At 43.2% G+C, this 18,910-nt stretch carries 16 protein-coding genes; 14 read left to right on the forward strand and 2 right to left on the reverse strand.

The features are described from left to right. Window positions 1-138: 138 nt before the first annotated feature. Complete coding sequence (locus tag HYN43_RS27300) at window positions 139-1,014, reverse strand: transglutaminase family protein (RefSeq protein ID WP_119407019.1); 876 nt, start codon at window positions 1,012-1,014, stop codon at window positions 139-141. A 44-nt stretch (window positions 1,015-1,058) separates the two neighbouring features. On the opposite strand from HYN43_RS27300, the gene HYN43_RS27305 reads away from it, so the two are divergent. Beyond that, the gene (locus HYN43_RS27305) at window positions 1,059-1,661 is read left to right on the forward strand and encodes a hypothetical protein (protein ID WP_119407020.1); all 603 of its coding nucleotides are present in this window, start codon (window positions 1,059-1,061) and stop codon (window positions 1,659-1,661) included. 117 nt (window positions 1,662-1,778) lie between these two features. Here HYN43_RS27305 and HYN43_RS27310 read toward each other — a convergent pair whose 3' ends face one another. After that, window positions 1,779-2,906 (reverse strand): BamA/TamA family outer membrane protein, encoded by a 1,128-nt coding sequence (locus HYN43_RS27310; RefSeq protein WP_162996654.1) that lies wholly within the window; start codon window positions 2,904-2,906, stop codon window positions 1,779-1,781. Window positions 2,907-3,006: 100 nt separating this feature from the next. Between HYN43_RS27310 and HYN43_RS27315 the strand changes: the two genes are divergently transcribed. The 13 genes from HYN43_RS27315 to HYN43_RS27375 all read left to right on the forward strand — a co-directional run bounded on the left by HYN43_RS27315 (window position 3,007) and on the right by HYN43_RS27375 (window position 18,892). Next, window positions 3,007-3,480: a hypothetical protein gene (locus tag HYN43_RS27315; RefSeq protein ID WP_119407022.1), complete on the forward strand. Its 474-nt coding sequence runs from the start codon at window positions 3,007-3,009 to the stop codon at window positions 3,478-3,480. A gap of 109 nt (window positions 3,481-3,589) precedes the next feature. Continuing rightward, entirely contained in the window at window positions 3,590-4,570 is a 981-nt protein-coding gene (locus HYN43_RS27320; protein ID WP_119407023.1) for a deoxyhypusine synthase family protein, read from the forward strand. A gap of 252 nt (window positions 4,571-4,822) precedes the next feature. Next, complete coding sequence (locus HYN43_RS27325) at window positions 4,823-6,106, forward strand: c-type cytochrome (RefSeq protein ID WP_119407024.1); 1,284 nt, start codon at window positions 4,823-4,825, stop codon at window positions 6,104-6,106. A 36-nt stretch (window positions 6,107-6,142) separates the two neighbouring features. Next, a complete protein-coding gene (locus HYN43_RS27330; RefSeq protein WP_119407025.1) occupies window positions 6,143-9,205 on the forward strand; it encodes a TAT-variant-translocated molybdopterin oxidoreductase in 3,063 nt (1,020 codons plus the stop codon). Between the two features lie 25 nt (window positions 9,206-9,230). Further along, window positions 9,231-10,703: an NrfD/PsrC family molybdoenzyme membrane anchor subunit gene (nrfD, locus tag HYN43_RS27335; RefSeq protein ID WP_119407026.1), complete on the forward strand. Its 1,473-nt coding sequence runs from the start codon at window positions 9,231-9,233 to the stop codon at window positions 10,701-10,703. Between the two features lie 7 nt (window positions 10,704-10,710). After that, window positions 10,711-11,247, forward strand: a complete 537-nt coding sequence (locus tag HYN43_RS27340; RefSeq protein ID WP_119407027.1) for a DUF3341 domain-containing protein — start codon at window positions 10,711-10,713, stop codon at window positions 11,245-11,247. After that, window positions 11,231-11,815: a c-type cytochrome gene (locus HYN43_RS27345; protein WP_205589835.1), complete on the forward strand. Its 585-nt coding sequence runs from the start codon at window positions 11,231-11,233 to the stop codon at window positions 11,813-11,815. The genes HYN43_RS27340 and HYN43_RS27345 overlap by 17 nt, the downstream gene beginning before the upstream one ends. A 15-nt stretch (window positions 11,816-11,830) precedes the next feature. After that, entirely contained in the window at window positions 11,831-13,099 is a 1,269-nt protein-coding gene (locus HYN43_RS27350) for a quinol:cytochrome C oxidoreductase (protein WP_119407029.1), read from the forward strand. A 49-nt stretch (window positions 13,100-13,148) separates the two neighbouring features. Further along, entirely contained in the window at window positions 13,149-14,336 is a 1,188-nt protein-coding gene (locus HYN43_RS27355) for a cytochrome c oxidase subunit II (RefSeq protein ID WP_245447041.1), read from the forward strand. A gap of 20 nt (window positions 14,337-14,356) precedes the next feature. After that, a complete protein-coding gene (locus HYN43_RS27360) occupies window positions 14,357-16,246 on the forward strand; it encodes a cytochrome c oxidase subunit I (protein WP_205589836.1) in 1,890 nt (629 codons plus the stop codon). A 141-nt stretch (window positions 16,247-16,387) separates the two neighbouring features. Continuing rightward, on the forward strand, window positions 16,388-17,446 hold the full coding sequence (locus HYN43_RS27365) for a COX15/CtaA family protein (protein WP_119407032.1): 1,059 nt from the start codon (window positions 16,388-16,390) through the stop codon (window positions 17,444-17,446). Continuing rightward, window positions 17,443-18,306 carry a heme o synthase gene (cyoE, locus tag HYN43_RS27370; RefSeq protein ID WP_119407033.1) on the forward strand — a complete coding sequence of 288 codons (864 nt, stop codon included), beginning with the start codon at window positions 17,443-17,445 and terminating at the stop codon, window positions 18,304-18,306. The genes HYN43_RS27365 and cyoE overlap by 4 nt, the downstream gene beginning before the upstream one ends. Before the next feature lies 1 nt (window position 18,307). Continuing rightward, on the forward strand, window positions 18,308-18,892 hold the full coding sequence (locus tag HYN43_RS27375) for a cytochrome c oxidase subunit 3 (RefSeq protein WP_245447042.1): 585 nt from the start codon (window positions 18,308-18,310) through the stop codon (window positions 18,890-18,892). Window positions 18,893-18,910: the final 18 nt, after the last annotated feature.

Here is an 18,910-nt window from a genome sequence, read left to right on the forward strand (position 1 = left end):
AGTAGCAGTGGCAGTTTTCAGTATCATTTACTTTGTCTTATGTAACTAAAAGCTGCTACCGCTGCTATACACTGCCACTTATATTTTTAGTGGCAGCTTACATCTGGCGGCTACTGCTACTTAAAACTGCAACTGCCGCTAAATCGTGCTTTTATTACTTTCCATTATTCCAAGCAGCTCATTCAACTCCCTAACCTTATCTACCGAGCCCAGGTTTTCATAAGCGCTGATGAGGTTGCGGATTACTCGCTTAATGATATCGGTATTGGAGCAGGGCTCATAAAATTGTTTATCAAACTTCAGGTTAAGCTGTTTCAGGAACATATCAACATCGCGCCTGCCAAATAAAAAACCTTTGTTAAAGGCGTTAATATAAAACAGGATGCCGCTTTCAAACTCGCTTTGCCGGCTTTCGTCAAGATAGGCAAGGATAAAGTGCTGGGGCAGGTTTACACCATAAACCGGGATATCCAGCTTTTGGGCCACAATAGAGTAAATGATGGCGAGCGAAATCTGGTTGCCCTTTTTGGTTTCGAGCACCTGGCTCAGGTAACTGTTTTGCGGATCGAGGTGGTTGGCGGTATTGCCGCTGAAACCATAAATATTATAAAAAACGTGGTTAATGAGTTTGATCTGTTCTTTGGGGCTTGCTTCGTTCATCATCTGCACCCAGATATCGCGTTTTATGGCTTCAATCTGGTTAATCACCTTTTGCTCGTCCAGATCGGGGTATTGATAGCGGTTGATGATGAGGATGCCCTGCAGCAGATCAAAAGCCCCGCTTTGGTTCCATAGTTTCAGATCGTTTTTAAGATTGCCGAACTGGATCTCGTGAACCAGGTTGGCAATGCGTTCCTGCAATATGGGATCGAAAGCCTGCTCAAAAGCCGATTCGAGATAGCTTATCGCTTCAGCGCCGTAGGAGAGGAGCTTGCTGTACACATGTTCAAAAATTTCGCCGTCCGGATCGTCAAGCAGGCGGATCAGTGAATTTACTTCGTTGGGATTAATCATACGCTGTAATGCTAAAATACTAAACCTTTTTTATTTTTACAGCGATGTATAATATAAGGTACGGGCTAAATTACCTGCGGCACCGTTTTGTAGCCAACAACAGGCACGGAATCCACTCACCATTTGTTTACAAGCTGATTGATACGGTTATTTATGATTATCGCCCCCAAAAAGTATACCGGGAAATTCAGCGTATCCTTAATGCACAACATCCTGACAGGTGTGTGATAAATAACCTGCCTTTAAAAGTGTATGAGTTAATCTATCGCCTTGCCGTTTATTTTAAGCCGCGAACGGTTGCTTTGACTGATGATGAGAGTGGCATTTTGTCGCTACCCATCAAAACCGCAATTGCCGATGCTGTATTTTTAGATCTTTTGAAATTAGCGGATAATGCAACGGCCGATATGATCATTATTGATGCCGCTGCGCATGATATTACCCAATATCGTGAAAAAAGTATGCCGCATATTCATGATGACACCACGTTGATGTTTACCAATATCCATCGCACTAAAAAAGCGAAACAAAGTTGGACTGTTTTGAAAGCAGATGAGCGGGTACGGGTAACTATTGATTTGTATTACCTTGGCCTGGTGTTTTTTAAACCGGGGATGAGTAAGGAAGATTTTAGGGTGAGGTATTAGTCTGAATCAGAATTTACAGAATTTGAGAATTTTCAGAATAAAGAGTGTTTAAAAGTTAACCGATATTGCTATGCAATTCTGTGAATCCTAAAATTCTGTAAATTCTGATTCAGACAACTAAAACGATTGCCCCAACCCAATATAAAATCCTGTCAGCCTTTTCTCGTTAGGTACTTTCTGCCCTACGCCATAATCAACACGCACGGCCAATCCTTTTTCCACATCAAAAAAGTAGCGGATGCCGCCGCCGTAGTTGGGTTTTAGTTCGGATGTGCTGAAGCTGCTTTTAAAAACTTCGCCACCACCTACAAAACCTGCAAAGCCAATGCGTTTGCTGAGGCGGTAACGTAACTCGGCCTGGCCGGCAATCATATTGCGATCGCGGAAACGGCCGTTGTAATAGCCGCGCATCAGTTCGTCGCTGCCTATATCCGGTAGTAAATAAAACGGCGAGCTACTGCCGGTAAGGCTTTGCTCCTGGATATCGAAACCCAACACCCATTTAGGTGCCAGCAAAAAAAACTGCGAGTATTCGATATTGAAAAATCCACCCTTATAATCGTTATTGCCAAACATGCCATGGATGGCCTGGAAATAGGCATTCACAACAAGGCCTTTAGTGGTGTAGGTATTATTGTTCCTGTTATCGAACACGATAGTTGGACCGATATAGGCACTCGGGCCGCCGCCGCGGTATTCAACCCGCGGGTCGGTATAAAATATGCCTGTCCGGTCATCGTCTCTGAAACTGTAATCCCAGGCTCCGGCGGTTATCCCGGCATACAGGTTATTGGTGATCTTTTTTTCGCCGATGAAGTGCACGCGGAAACGTTTCTGGCCAATGCGGTCGGAGTTGATCCGGAGGGTATTGTTACCTATCCCGTAAAAGTTAAACGGAAAATTGATGTAGCTAACACCGGCTGTGAGGTGATATTTGTTGCCCGGTGTCCAGTAGCTGCTGGTTAAGCTTACGCGGCTTTGGCCTTTGGTAGTTAATGATGCATAACCAAAAACGTTTGATACACGGGTGTTTAATTTAGAGGTATCGGTATAAAACGAAAGCAGGCCGGCACCGCCAACTTCGAGGCCGGTTTCGGGGGCCGAACTTAATACCGGTAAAATAACAAAACTGCTTTTGCGGGTAGTATCTTTATCAAAGTACATACGCTTTATTGCGCGTGATATTTGCGAAAAGGCGCCGGTTGAACAAACGCAAAGCAATATTAATGTGATAAGTTTCTTCATAGCCATTTGTAACGGCTAATATAACCTATTTTGTTCCTTTTGGTTTATCATTTATACTTAAAAATCTTAATTTCGATTATCGAAACCTTATCAAAATTCTATGCGTTTTTACAGTACTTATAAACAAAAGACAGGCACCTGGTTTTTTGTGATACTTGCGGCAATTATTATTTGCATCTTTTTATTTAGACAGCGAAATGAGCCGGTAAATCATAACCATGATCATATTGATCAACTAACCATAGCGCTGGCTATAAGAGATCAGCCCAAACCTGCCGATACCACCATTGTAAACATCAGAAAGCTGCTGATCAAATTATCAGATACTTATAACATGCCTGTTGACAGTATTGCAGATAAAGTTGCAGCTTTTCACGATGTTTTTGATACCTCCGCCGATATGAATATAAAAGGATTAAAGCCCGAGCCTGAACTTAAAAAGATAAGCAATCTTGAACTTTTGCGGATGGTTGATAAATTTGAAAACGACGAGCTGCCCCGCGTTCCGGATTCATTTAAAATAACTATGGGTATGGCTATAAATGCTTTGGTATTTAAACAGGTGAGTAGCTGATTGGGAGCATAAAATAGCCATAGGTTTTATTCACAAAAAGATAAATAATCATTTAAAATTCAATTTAACTAAAATGCCTACTTTTGCGGCTGAATTTTAATGAAATACTATGAGCACTACAAGAGGACCTATTTCGCAGTTTATTGAAAAAAACTATCTGCATTTTAACGCCGCGGCATTAATGGATGCAGCTAAAGGCTATGAAACACACCTTGAAGAAGGCGGTAAAATGATGGTAACCTTAGCCGGTGCCATGAGTACAGCCGAGCTGGGTATTTCATTGGCCGAGATGATCCGCCAGGATAAGATCGCCATTATTTCATGTACCGGTGCCAACCTCGAAGAGGATATCATGAACCTTGTAGCGCACTCGCACTACAAGCGCGTACCTAACTACCGCGACCTGAGCCCGCAGGAAGAGTGGGATTTGTTAGAAAACCACTACAACCGTGTAACCGATACCTGTATCCCCGAAGAAGAAGCCTTCCGTCGCCTGCAAAAACATATCCACAAGATCTGGAAAGATGCTGATGACAGTGGCGAGCGTTACTTCCCGCACGAATACATGTACAAAATATTATTGAGCGGCGAGCTGGAGCAATATTATGAGATCGACCCTAAAAACTCATGGATGCTGGCCGCTGCCGAAAAAAATCTGCCTATCGTAGTGCCGGGTTGGGAAGATTCCACCATGGGTAACATCTTTGCTTCATACGTAATTAAAGGCGAGCTTAAAGCTTCAACCATGAAAAGCGGTATTGAATACATGGCCTGGCTTGCTGATTGGTACACCAAAAACTCATCGGGTAAAGGCATCGGCTTTTTCCAGATAGGTGGTGGTATTGCCGGCGATTTCCCTATTTGTGTAGTACCGATGCTTTACCAGGATATGGAAATGCACGATGTTCCGTTCTGGAGCTATTTCTGCCAGATCTCTGATTCAACCACTTCTTACGGTTCATACTCAGGTGCTGTACCAAACGAAAAAATTACCTGGGGTAAACTGGATATCCACACACCAAAATTCATAGTAGAAAGTGACGCAACCATTGTTGCACCGCTTATTTTTGCCTGGTTGTTAAAGCAATAGATAAAATTTGATAATTAAAGTTGAGCGGTAATTTGGGCTAAAAAGTGCTAAATGACATTAATAGGCATTTAGCAACGTTTAAAAGGCATTTTTTGTCTATTTAGAACGATTATAAATTGTTACTTGGTGTCATAAATGTGTCACCGATAGTGTATAAAATTATACTTTTGTGCCTGTAATTGCCCGAGGAAACGAAGTTCTTTCAACAATTTCACACATCTAATACAAATTTATTAAGCATAAATACACTGTATGAGAAGCTTCTCATTGATTCTTAAACAATTCTCAAGGTCGGTTTTACTGATTGCAGGGTTTGCATTTGGAAGTTTATCCATCGCTAACGCGCAAACAGACGCGGCAAAAGGCGAGGCTATTTTCAAATCGAAATGTACTGCCTGTCACAAAATCGAAAGTCAATTAATTGGCCCGGCTTTAGGTCCGCAGATGACAGAGGAAACAGATGATAAATACCTTATCAAATGGATCCAGAACAATCAGGCGCTAATTGCTGCAGGCAATCCTAAGGCTGTTGCTATCGTTAAAAAGTTTAACGGTGCGGGCATGACCGTATTTGCTGATCTGAGCGATGCAGACGTAAGTAATATCATCACTTATGTTCGTGATACCTGGAAGGCAGAAAAAGACAAGCCGGCAGGCGGCGATGCTAAAGCTGGCGCTACAGTTGAAAGCGGCCCAAGCGAAATGGTAGTTTTCGGTTTAATTGCCATTATTATCATTGCGTTCATCGTTATCCTGGTATTAAACAGGGTTGTAGGTTCGTTAGAGCGTGTATTGCTGAAAAACAAAGATCTTTTGGTTGAAGACGAGCTTGCTGCAGAAGCTGCCGGTGCAGCTGCTATCGACGCGAGAAAAGCGTTCATCACCAAAATTCTTAAAAACAAAAAACTGGTATTCTTTATATTGGTTAGCGGTACTATTGCTATGGGTAGCTGGGGCTGGGAAAGCTTGTGGAACACCAACGTTCACACAGGTTATCAGCCGGTTCAGCCAATTAAATATTCGCACGAGCTGCATGCCGGTGTAATGAAAATTGATTGCCAGTATTGCCACTCTGGTGCATACAAATCAAAAAATGCTTCAATACCATCATTAAACGTATGTATGAACTGCCACAAGGTTGTTAAAACCGAGTCGGAAGAGATTCATAAAATTTATGATGCTTTGGGTTACGATCCTAAAACTCAAAAGTATGACAGCACAATGGCTAAACCAATCCAGTGGGTACGGATCCACAACCTGCCTGATCTTGCTTACTTTAACCACTCTCAACACGTAAAAGTTGGCGGTATTAAATGCCAGCAGTGCCACGGTCCGGTACAAACCATGAAAGAGGTTTACCAATACTCTCCGCTTACCATGAAATGGTGTATCCAGTGCCACAAACGTACCGAAGTTAACGGTAAAGGCAATGCTTACTATGACAGCATCCTGGCTGCACACGATAAGATCAAGAAAGGTGAGAAAGTTACAGCCGCCGTGTTGGGTGGTATCGAGTGCGGTAAGTGTCACTATTAATCAAAAGAATTTAGCATTACAGTTTATACAGCTTAAATGGACAGCAATAAAAAATACTGGAAAGGTTTAGAAGAACTAAACAGAACCCCAGAATTTGTTGAGAAAAATAAGAACGAATTTGCCGAGCCTATTCCTATCGAGGAAGTGCTTAGCGGATCTGGTTTATCTGCTAAAACCCCTCGCCGCGACTTTTTAAAGGCGCTTGGCTTTGGTGTTGGTGCGGTTACATTGGCGGCTTGTCAGAAAGTGCCGGTGCATAAATCTATCCCATACCTGATTAAACCTGAAGAGGTAACCCCGGGTGTGGCCAACTACTACTCTTCAAGCTACGAAGGTCAGGCTATCCTGGTTAAAACCCGCGAAGGCCGCCCTATTAAAGTTGAAGGTAACCCTAACGATCTGTTTTCAAAAGGTGGTTTAAGTGCGCAGGCGCAGGCTTCTGTACTTGACCTGTATGATGTAAACCGTTTGCAAAACCCTAAAATTAAAGGTGTTGAAGCAGGCTGGGAAGAAACAGATGCTTTTGTATTGAAAGAGCTTGCTGCTGTTGCAGCTTCGGGTAAAGGTATCCGTTTGGTTACTTCAACCGTACACAGCCCTTCAACTTTAGCTGTTATTGCCGAGTTTATCGCTAAATACCCTACTACAAAACATATCAATTATGATGCGGTATCTTATACCGGTATCATCCAGGCTAATCAAAACAGTTTTGGTAAAGCAGTATTGCCGCACTACAACTTTGATAAAGCTGATGTAATTGTAAGCTTTGGTGCTGATTTCCTGGGTACCTGGATCTCGGGCGAAGAATTTACCCGCCAGTACGTATCAAACCGTAACAGCAAATCGCTGGCAGCTAAAAAAATGTCGCGCCACATTCAGTTTGAAACTGGTATGAGCTTAACCGGTACCAATGCCGATGCCCGTATCACTACCAAGCCATCAGAAATGGGTGCCGCGTTAATTAACTTATACAACGCTATTGCGGGTACTACTTTGCCGGGTTCGAAAGCAACCGGCAGCAAAAAAGTTGATACCGCTATTATGCTGGCAGCTAAAGAACTGGTTGCAGCTAAAGGTAAAGCCTTGGTTGTTTCAGGTTCAAACGATGTTGCTACACAGGTATTGGTTAACGCTATCAACTCATTATTAGGCAGCTACGGTACTACTATCGACTTAGATAACCCATCAAAACAATACGCTGGTAACGACGCCACTTTTGTTGAGTTTGTAAATGAATTAAATCGCGGTGACGTAGGCGCAGTATTGTTCCTGAACGTTAACCCGGCTTACGATTACTATAAAGGTGCCGAGTTTACAGCAGCCTTGAAGAAAGCACGTTTAAGCGTATCATTTGCTGATCATGCTGATGAAACCGCTTTACTTTCAACTGTTATTGCTCCAAACCACCACTACCTTGAGTCGTGGGGTGATGCTAACGCTGTTGAAGGTTACTACACTGTAGTACAGCCAACAATCAACCCTGTTTACAGCACCCGCCAGGCCGAGCATAGCTTATTGGTTTGGATGGAAAACCCTATAAAAGATTACTACACCTACGTTCGTAAAACCTGGGATTCGGGCTTGTTGGCAAAAGGCGGTTTAACCGGCCAAAAAGGTTGGGAAACCCTGTTGCAAACAGGTATGGTGATTGCCGCTCCCGTAGCTGCGTCAACTTATACCTTCAGCCTCGATCTTGCCGGCGTAGCACAAAAAATATTAACTCAAAGCAAAGCTGTTACCGCCGATGGCGACAAATTTGAACTGAGTCTTTACGTAAGCCAGGCCATTGGCGATGGTAAACGTGCCAACAACCCATGGTTACAGGAGTTGCCTGATCCGGTATCTAAAGTTACCTGGGATAACTTCGCGGCCATGTCAATTTCTGATATGAAGAAATTGAAACTGGAAGAAGGTGATGTGATCAAAATTGATGCAAACGGTTACTCTGTTGAATTGCCGGTATTGGCTCAACCTGGTCAAACTCAAGGTACTTTATCAGTAGCTTTAGGTTACGGCCGTACAAATGCTGGTCCGGTTGGTAACAACGTTGGTAAAAACGCTTATCCATTCTTCAGCTTAAGCAATGGTACTTTCCAAACTGCAGCTGTAGCTTCATTCAAATCTGCCGGTTACAAATCGCCGTTGGCGCAAACACAAACCCACCACTCGTACGAGGGCAGGAGCGTAATTCGCGAGGCTACTTTTGTTGAATACAAAAAGAACCCTGCTACCGGTAGCGGTAACGAGCATGGCCGTAAAGATTACAATGCGGAATCACTTTGGGATAATCATGATCGCCCTGTTTATGACTGGGTTATGGCTATCGACCTTAACGCCTGTACCGGTTGCGGTGCCTGCGTGGTAGCCTGTAACGCCGAAAACAACATCCCGGTTGTAGGTAAAGAAGAGGTTGCCCGTCGCCGTGAAATGCACTGGATCCGTATCGACCGTTACTATGCTTACAACGATCACGGTGATGCAGAAGAAGCAGTATCTAAAGAAAAAGAGATCGAGAAGCTTGATAACTTTGATAACGTATCGGTTGTTCACCAGCCAATGCTTTGCCAGCACTGTGACCACGCACCTTGCGAAACTGTGTGCCCGGTATTAGCTACCGTTCACTCGTCGGAAGGTTTGAATCACATGGCTTACAACCGTTGCGTAGGTACACGTTACTGTGCTAACAACTGTCCGTTCAAAGTACGCCGCTTTAACTGGTTCAACTACTGGAACGACGCCCGTTTCGATAACTACCTGCAAGGCGAGCATACACAATTAGTATTGAACCCAGACGTAGTTACACGTTTCCGTGGTGTTATGGAAAAATGCTCAATGTGTATCCAACGTATCCAGGCTGGTAAACTGAAAGCTAAAATTGAAAAACGTCCATTGAAAGATGGCGAGATCAAAATGGCTTGTCAGCAAACTTGTTCGGCCAACGCTATCGTGTTCGGTAACAGGAACGATCCTAACTCGGAAGTTTCAAAAGCACTTGCAAGCGAAAGAACTTACTACGTGCTTGAAGAATTGAACGTACAACCAGGTATCGGTTACCAAACCAAAATCAGGAATATAGTAGAAACTGAAGCTCAGGCATAAATTTTATATACAGAGATTAAGATATATGGCATCTCATAGTGAATCAATAATAAGGGAACCGTTAATTACGGGTAAGGACATCACGTATGCACAAATTACGAATGATGTATTACGCCCTGTAGAAAATATGCCGGGAAAAGCCTGGTGGATCGGTTTTAGCGTAGCCTCGCTTGGCGCCATGCTTTGGGTTTTCGCTATCAGCTGGACCTTCTGGTTCGGTTTGGGCGAATGGGGCCTGAACAAAACAGTAGGCTGGGCATGGGATATCACCGGTTTCGTATGGTGGGTAGGTATCGGTCACGCCGGCACACTTATCTCGGCCGTATTGTTACTGTTCCGTCAAAACTGGCGTAACTCCATCAACCGCTCTGCTGAGGCGATGACAATTTTTGCGGTAATTTGCGCGGCAACTTATATCGCTGCTCACATGGGTCGCCCATGGATGGCAGTATATTCATTGCCGCTTCCAAACCAGTATGGCTCATTATGGGTAAACTGGAACTCACCGCTTATCTGGGACGTATTTGCGATCTCAACATACTTTTCGGTTTCATTGGTGTTCTGGTACACAGGTTTATTGCCTGATATCGCTACCATCCGCGACCGTGCAGAAGGTATCCGCCGCAAAATCTATTCAGTACTTTCATTCGGCTGGACAGGTTCGGTAAAAACCTGGCAACGTTTTGAAACCGTATCGCTTATCCTTGCGGGTGTTTCAACACCACTGGTACTTTCGGTACACACCATCGTATCAATGGACTTTGCAACATCACTGGAACCAGGATGGCACACAACCATCTTCCCTCCATACTTCGTTGCGGGTGCTATCTTTTCAGGTTTCGCCATGGTGCAAACCCTGTTGCTTATAGCACGTAAAGTATTAGGTTTGGAAAACTACATCACCATGTTCCACATCGAATCGATGAACAAGATCATCATGTTAACCGGTTCGATAGTAGGTGTGGCTTACTTAACAGAGTTGTTCATCGCCTTCTACTCACAAAACGAATACGAGCAATACGCGTTTGCAAACCGTATCTCTGGTCCGTACTGGTGGGCATACTGGAGCATGATGACCTGTAACGTAATTACCCCTCAGCTGTTCTGGTTTAAAAAGATCCGTACCAACATTCCATTGTCATGGGTGCTGTCAATCGTGGTAAACATCGGTATGTGGTTCGAGCGTTTTGTAATTATAGTAACCTCATTACACCGCGACTTTATCCCATCAAGCTGGGCGATGTTCTATCCAACCTGGGTTGACGTAAGCGTGTTTATCGGTTCGATAGGTGTATTCTTTACCATGTTCCTGTTGTTCATCAGGGTATTACCTTCAGTGGCTATGGCCGAAGTTAAACTACTGCTGAAAAGCTCAAGCGAGCAAGCTAAGAAAAAGCTTATGGCTGAAGGCCATGTTGAACCGGCCGAGGCTGAATTCTATATCGCTTCATTGGAGAAATTTGATAGTGTTGACCAGTCTGAATACCTAAAAGCATAATATTACAATGAGTAGCACTAAATATATATTAGGCGTTTTTGATGATCCCGATGAAATGATGCACGGGATTGATAAGCTGCAAAAAAACAGCGTACCAATTTATGACGTGTACACCCCAATGCCTATTCACGGTATTGAGGCTAAGCTGAATGTTAAGGATTCGCGTTTGGGCTATGCAGCATTTATGTTCGGCTGTTTAGGTGGTTCGATCATGTTTACCATGGTTTATTATATGTTGGTTCATGACTGGCCTATGAACATCGGTGGTAAAAATGCTTTCGCCATCCCGGATTTTGTTCCTGTTACTTTCGAATGGACAATCCTGTGGACCTCGTTCGGTATGACATTCACTTTCTTCTTCGCTACCCACCTTTTCCCGGGCCGTACGCCAAGGGTAATGGATTTGAGAGCAACAGATGATAAGTTTGTGATCGCTATCGATGCAAAAGGAAACATTCCACACGACGATATAACTAATTTACTAAAAGAGGCGGGTGCTACAGAAGTGAAGCACAATACCAGAAAATATGTTAGCTATGAATAAAATTAAAATATTAGGAACTGTAGTTACCATTATCGCCGCCTCGATAGTTTTTACATCGTGCAAAGATAAAAGGAGCACCGGTTGGGAGTATGCACCTAATATGTACGAGCATTTGGCATACGATCCGGATCAAAAAAATCCAAACTTTAAAGACGGTAAAACTGCACAATTGCCACCGGCAGGTACCACCCCGGTGGGCTTTACACGCTTTGATTACCCTAACACAAAAGAAGGGTATGAACTGGCAAGTGTTGAGGTTAAAACCGTAATTGCCCAAACACAGGCAAACTACGCCGATGGTAAGGTTTTATTCGAGCATTTTTGCTCTCCGTGTCATGGTGTTAACGGCCAGGGCGATGGTGAAGTAACCAAACATGGTTATCCGCCGCCGCCATCATATTCAAAAGGCCAGTCATCACGCGGTGGCAACATGAAGGATCTTACCGACGGTAAAATTTATCATACTATTACTTACGGCGTAAACGCAATGGGTTCATACGCGTCACAGCTGTCACCCGAAGAGCGTTGGAAAGTGATCATGTATGTTCACCATTTACAAACCTTATAAAAGATATAGAGATTAATGAAGACTCATAATAATTTTGAAAGGCAATACGAGTTTGTCGGCAAAGCCAAAACATTGAGTTTAGCAGGCATTGTAGTAGGTTTGGTTGCAATTGCCGCCGGTTTTGCTTTAGGCTATACCGAGCGTACATTCGCAAACTTACTGATCATGAGCTACTACTTTGCAGCGGTTTGTATGTGCGGCATTTTCTTTTGCGCAGTGCAGTACGCAGCGCAGGCTGGTTGGTCGGCCTCAATGATCAGGATTCCACAAGCTTTCGGAAGAGTACTTTTGATAGCTGCAGTAATTTTAGTCATTGTAGTTTTTGCAGGTCTGTCAATAACCCACCACGTCACCAATGAAGAGGGTAAGGACGTTGTTGCTCCTTATCTTTACAAGATCTGGGGTGCAGTTGGGGTTACCGATCCGCATAGCGAAAATTATAATGCGGTTATAGCAGGTAAATCAGGTTACATGAACAAATGGTTTTTCCTTATTCGTTTGGTTGTGTTCCTTGGTTCTTATATCACTTTCGGCCGGTTATTGGCTAAATATTCAGAAATGGAAGATGATTTGGGTGGCATGTTCTACTACAAAAAGAGCTTTAACATGTCATGCCTTTTCCTGGTGATCTTTGGCTTTACAACACCTATCTACGCTTTCGATACCATCATGTCGTTAGAGGCCGAATGGTTTTCAACCATGTTTGGTTGGTATAATTTCGCGGCTATGTGGGTAAGCGGTTTATCTGTTATCACCTTAACGCTGATCAGGTTAAAGAAAATAGGTTATTTTGATTGGGTAACTGAAGATCATATCCACAGCTTAACCAAATTTATTTTCGGTTTCTCTATCTTCTGGACTTATGTATGGTTCGCTCAGTTCTTGCTGATTTACTACGCAAACTTACCTGAAGAAACTGTTTACTTCTTTAAACGCTGGGAGCCTGAATTTAAACCATGGTTCTGGATTAATATCGTTGTGAATTTCCTTACACCGTTATTGGTACTGATGTCCCGCGATGCAAAACGTGTGTATAGCACAGTACAAATTATGTGTATCATCCTGATCATCGGTCACTGGCTTGATTACTTCATGATGGTTATGCCTGGTACTACCGGCCCAACCGAAGCATGGTGGCATGAAATAGGTCCGATTGAAATTGGTACTTTAATAGGTTTTGCAGGTTTATTCACTTTCCTGGCGATGACTGCTTTAAGCAAATTCAAATCGCTGGTACCTAAAAAGCACCCGTTCCTGCAGGAAAGCTTACACCTACACATATAATAATTATTACATTTGCACCAAAATACAGAATACCAAACAGCTTACTAAAATGGGATTCAGAAAACTAATAAATTCTAAAAAATTACTATCGTTCTTCGCAGCGTTTATGCTTTTGGGCACAAACCTGCTGATGGCGCAAACCGAAGCCGGCGGTGCAGCCGCAGGCCAGGCCGAGGCTCCTAAGGTTGACTGGACAGGTGTTGCCTACTACGTACTTATATTTTTCCTGATCTGTTTAGGTGTTGCCATTGTTGGCAAAATCCTGAAAGTGTATGATCTTACGCTGAAAATGCAGGGTAAAAAAGGATTGAACTGGAATACCGTAATGGCAACCATTTGTATTGTATTCCTTGTGGCTGGTCTTTACGGCGCTTACTGGTCGTTTACAGAGCAGGGCAGCATGACTTTGCCGGAAGCAGCTTCGGAACACGGTGTTAAAATTGACGAGATGTTTACCGTCACTACAATTTTAACGATGATAGTGTTTTTTATCACCCAGATTTTGCTGTTTACATTCCTGTTCAGGTACCGTCATTCAGATAAACGCCGCGCGCACTTCCTGCCACATAACAATACTATTGAGAAAGTTTGGACTATTATTCCGGCTATAGTGTTAACTATCCTGGTTGTATTCGGCTTTTTTACATGGCAAAAAATCATGAACAGCGAGAATCTTAAGGAAGATATCAACATCGATGTAACCGGTCACCAGTTTGCCTGGGAATTGCGTTACCCTGGTAAAGATGGTGTATTAGGCCCTAAAGATTATACGTTGGTAACCGGCACCAATAACTTAGGTGTTAACTTTAAAAAGAAAGCCAGCTTTGACGATTTAAGGGTTGATACCATGTACATCCCTGTTAATAAATCTATCCGCTTAAACATTTTGGCTCAGGATGTGATCCATAGTGTTTACATGCCATATTTCAGGGTACAGTTGAATGCGGTTCCGGGTTTACCTACCTTCTTTAAATTTGTGCCTACTATTACTACTGCGCAAATGCGTTCTAAACTGGACGATCCTAAATTTGAATATACCCTTTATTGCAACAAAATATGCGGTGGAAGCCATTACAACATGCAAAAAGTTGTGCGTGTGGTTACCGAAGCCGAATATCAAACATGGTTGTCAAGGCAAAAACCTTACCTCAACGATGCTTTAAGGAAAGAATTGCATTTTGCGTCGGCTAACGAGCAAAGCAATGGTTCAACAAATAGGTTAGCGTTAAATAATTAATTAAGATAAGAAAGAGAGATATGTCAACATCAGCAGTTCACGACCACGAAGTAGCCCACCACGACGACCACGGTCACGAACATCACCATGACCAATCATTCCTGTCTAAATACGTATTTAGCATGGACCACAAGATGATTGCCAAACAATTCCTGATTACAGGTATTACTATGGCGGTTATCGCGATGATATTATCAATCCTTTTCAGGATCCAGCTTGCTTATCCTGATAAAACATTCCCGCTGTTAACTACTTTGTTAGGTCGTTTCGCACCAAACGGTCGTATCAGCCCCGATTTTTACCTGGCTCTGGTTACTATTCACGGTACCATCATGGTATTCTTTGTGCTAACCGCAGGCCTGAGCGGTACCTTTGCCAACTTATTAATCCCATTGCAGGTAGGTGCACGTGATATGGCTTCGCCATTCATGAACATGCTTTCATACTGGTTTTTCTTTTTAGCCAGCGTTATCATGTTATCATCATTCTTTGTACAAAAAGGCCCTGCAAGCGGCGGTTGGACAATTTATCCGCCACTATCTGCCTTGCCAAAAGCAATGCCGGGCTCTGCCGAAGGTATGACGCTTTGGTTAGTCAGTATGGTGTTGTTCGTAGCATCGTCATTAATGGGTGGTATCAACTACGTAAGTACCGTATTAAACATGCGTACCAAAGGTATGGACCTTTGGAAAATGCCTTTAACTATCTGGGCTTTATTCTTAACAGCTATCTTAGGTATCCTTGCCTTCCCGGTTTTAGTTGCCGGTGTGGTATTGTTGATCTTCGACCGTAGCGTTGGTACAAGTTTCTACTTATCTGATATCGTATTGAACGGTGTACAGCAACCGTTTGAAGGTGGTAGCCCAATCCTGTTCCAGCACTTGTTCTGGTTCCTTGGTCACCCGGAAGTATATATCGTAATTATGCCTGCGATGGGTATCTCATCAGAGGTTATGTCGGTAAATTCACGCAAACCGATCTTCGGTTACCACGCGATGGTTTATTCGCTCATCGGTATTACCGTGTTATCATTCATTGTATGGGGGCACCACATGTTTGTAACCGGTATGAATCCTTTCCTTGGTGGCGTGTTCATGATTACTACGCTGATCATCGCGGTACCATCGGCAGTAAAAACATTCAACTGGTTAGCTACGTTATGGCGCGGTAACATCAGGTTTACGCCTGCTATGCTGTTCGCTATCGGCATGGTTTCGTTCTTCATCTCTGGTGGTTTAACAGGTATCTTCCTGGGTAATGCTGCTTTGGATATCAACCTGCACGATACCTACTTCGTTGTAGCTCACTTCCACCTGGTAATGGGTTCGGCAGCTATCTTTGGTATGCTTGCCGGTGTTTACCACTGGTTCCCTAAAATGTTCGGCCGCATGATGGACGAGAAATTGGGTTACCTGCACTTCTGGTTAACATTTATCTGCGCTTACCTGGTATTCTTCCCAATGCACTTTATGGGTCTGGATGGTGTACCTCGTCGTTACTATGCATTCACCGAGTTTGCTTCAATGTCAAAATGGTTAACCATCAATACATTTGTTACCTGGGCGGCTATTATTGCAGCGTTAAGCCAGTTCGGTTTCCTTTATAACTTCTTTGTATCGATGTTTAAAGGCGAGAAAGCCACTCAAAATCCATGGGAATCAAATACCCTTGAATGGACTACACCTGTTGAACACCTGCACGGTAACTGGCCGGGCGAAATCCCAACTGTTTACCGTTGGCCTTATGATTACAGCAAGCCAGGTGCCGAAGAGGATTATATCCCGCAAACAGTGCCTTATTCTCAAACCATGAGTTCAAACCTTCCGCACGATTTTGAAGATAATCCTGCAGGCTTGGAAGCATTGAATAAGTACGCAAGTACACTGAAAGCAAACGAACAAGTTAAATAGATTTAATACTATAATCTGATCTTTTAGGGTACCCGGTTAAGTCTTAAGTCGGAAGTTTTAAGTCATAAGTTAAGCAACTTTGAACTTGAAACTTAGAACTTCCGACTTGACAAGGTGCCCTAAATTTTTAGAAATATTTAGATGAGCACAGCCGCACAAAATAGGTTTCAAAAGATCAATCTGACTACAATTGTTCTGCTTTTTGTTTTGATACTTGCCGGCGGTGTTGTACGTAGCTCGGGCTCGGGAATGGGTTGCCCCGATTGGCCAAAATGTTTCGGAAGGTATATTCCCCCAACCGATATCAACGAGTTACCGAAGGATTACAAGCAAAAATACGTAGCCAAACGACTTGAAAAGAATCAGCGTTTTGCTAAGACACTGGATGTATTTGGTTACAGCGATCTGGCCAAACGTATCCGTGAGGACCGCTCAATCCTGGTTCCGGAAGAGTTTAATGCCGGTAAAACCTGGACAGAGTATATTAACCGTTTGGTTGGAGCGTTATCTGGTTTTTTCCTGCTGTTATCGCTGGTTTTTTCATTCAGTTATTGGAAAACCGATAAACGTATTGCGGTATTGAGTTTTTTCAACCTGATTTTGGTTGGTTTTCAGGCCTGGTTGGGCTCTATCGTTGTATCAACCAATTTAGTAGCCTGGATAGTTACGGTACATATGCTACTGGCTTTGGCTATATTGGCTATATGTATTTGCACCTATCATGCTGCCCGTATTTCGGGTAAGCGTACATCGGGTGCCAAACCACTTTTATACCTGGTTACTTTGCTGGCTTTAATTGTTAGCATTTTGCAGATAACCTTTGGTACCGAAGTACGCGAAAAGATTGATGCTGTTGCCAATCATTTTCAGGGCGGATACCGCAATACATGGGTGGCTAATGCCGGCGAAATTTTTCAGCATCACCGGGATATAGCCGTTGTTGTTTTGATTTTGAATATCGCCTTGTTTGTACTGATCCGCAGGGGCTTTAATCGTCACTCCATTCAGCAGCAACTGATGAGTTTTACATTTTTGATCATTACATTGCAAATAGTTACCGGTATTCTGTTATCATATTCGGGTTTGCCGCCGGTGGCGCAGGCATCACACATTGTGCTGGCCAGTTTGCTGTTTGGAGCACAGTTTTATTTGCTGTTAAATTTATTTCGGGGAGTTAAAGGCAGGGAGGCAAGCAAATGAAATGGGCTGATTTTTCGAAGCTAATTAAAGTGAGGCTTACCTTTTTGGTAGTGTTCTCTGCATCAATATCTTTTTTAATAGGTAGCAGGGCTAATGGCCATGTGATTTGGGTTGATTGGGTAAAGTTGATTGTAGGCGGTTTTTTGGTAACTGCGGCAGCCAACTCGTTCAACGAAATTATTGAAAAAGATTTGGATAAACTGATGAAGCGTACCATGGACCGTCCGATCCCATCGGGTAAGATGACCACCGGCCAGGCGCTTGTTTTAGGCCTCGGGATGGGCATGGCCGGTACTTACCTGTTGGGCAGCCTGAACTTGCTTACTGGTTTGTTATCGGTATTTTCGATACTGTTATACGCTTTTGCATATACGCCGTTAAAAAGGAAATCGCCAATTGCAGTTTTTGTAGGCGCTATTCCGGGAGCCTTGCCTCCGCTTATTGGTTATGTTGCGGCACAGGTACACGGCAGGATAGATGAGATAGCCATTATATTGTTCAGCATCCAGTTTATATGGCAGTTTGTTCACTTTTGGGCAATTGCCTGGGTTTTGGATGATGATTATAAACTGGCTGGTTTCAGGTTGTTGCCATCGGGTAAAAGAGATGTTACCAGCGCGGTAATTACCCTTATATTTGCCATTGTTATGGTGCCTGTAAGTTTGCTGCCAACCATTTATGGTTACGGCGGTTACTGGGTAGGAGGTGTATCGTTGGTTTGTAGCCTGATATTTTTATACCAGGCGTTTATGTTGCTGCGCACCCGCCAGATCCCTGAGGCGCGTAAGTTAATGTTCGGCTCGTTTTTTTACCTGCCGGTAGTTCAGATAATGTTTTTAGTTGATTTTATAGTTAAGTGAGATGATGGCAAGGATTGAACAAGATAACGACAGGCTTAACCTTGGTGCCAAAAAGTTTAACATGTGGATTTTTATATTCACATCGTTTATGCTCTTTGCGGCGCTTACCAGTGGGTTTATTGTTTACAGCGGCGGCAGTGGCCACGGCTTAAACGTAATTATGCCAACCTCGTTTTTGTATAGCACCATTGTTATTGCCTTAAGCAGCGGTACGTTGTTTTTGGCATCGCGGGCGGCAAAGGCTTCACAGTTTGATAAGCAGAAGCTGTATTTGTGGATTACGCTGGGTTTAGGTTTGGCATTTTTTGCTTTGCAGGTTTACGCATGTTATGTGTTAACCTACAAAATGCAGATCTATTTTACCGATCCTAACGCGTCGCGCTCCTTTGTTTATGTTTTTATTGGTGCGCATTTGCTGCACATTTTTGCCGCAGTATTATTGCTAATAAATACGCTTATAGGTACATACCGTAAAAATCCTCAAATCAAGAATCTGTTTAAGATGGAGATGACCTCCATTTTCTGGCATTTTCTCGATATTATATGGATTTATCTGTATGTTTTTTTACTTTTGAATCATAATTAATACACCCATAGATTAGTA

It is taken from the genome of Mucilaginibacter celer (assembly GCF_003576455.2).
Taxonomy (GTDB): Bacteria; Bacteroidota; Bacteroidia; order Sphingobacteriales; family Sphingobacteriaceae; genus Mucilaginibacter; species Mucilaginibacter celer.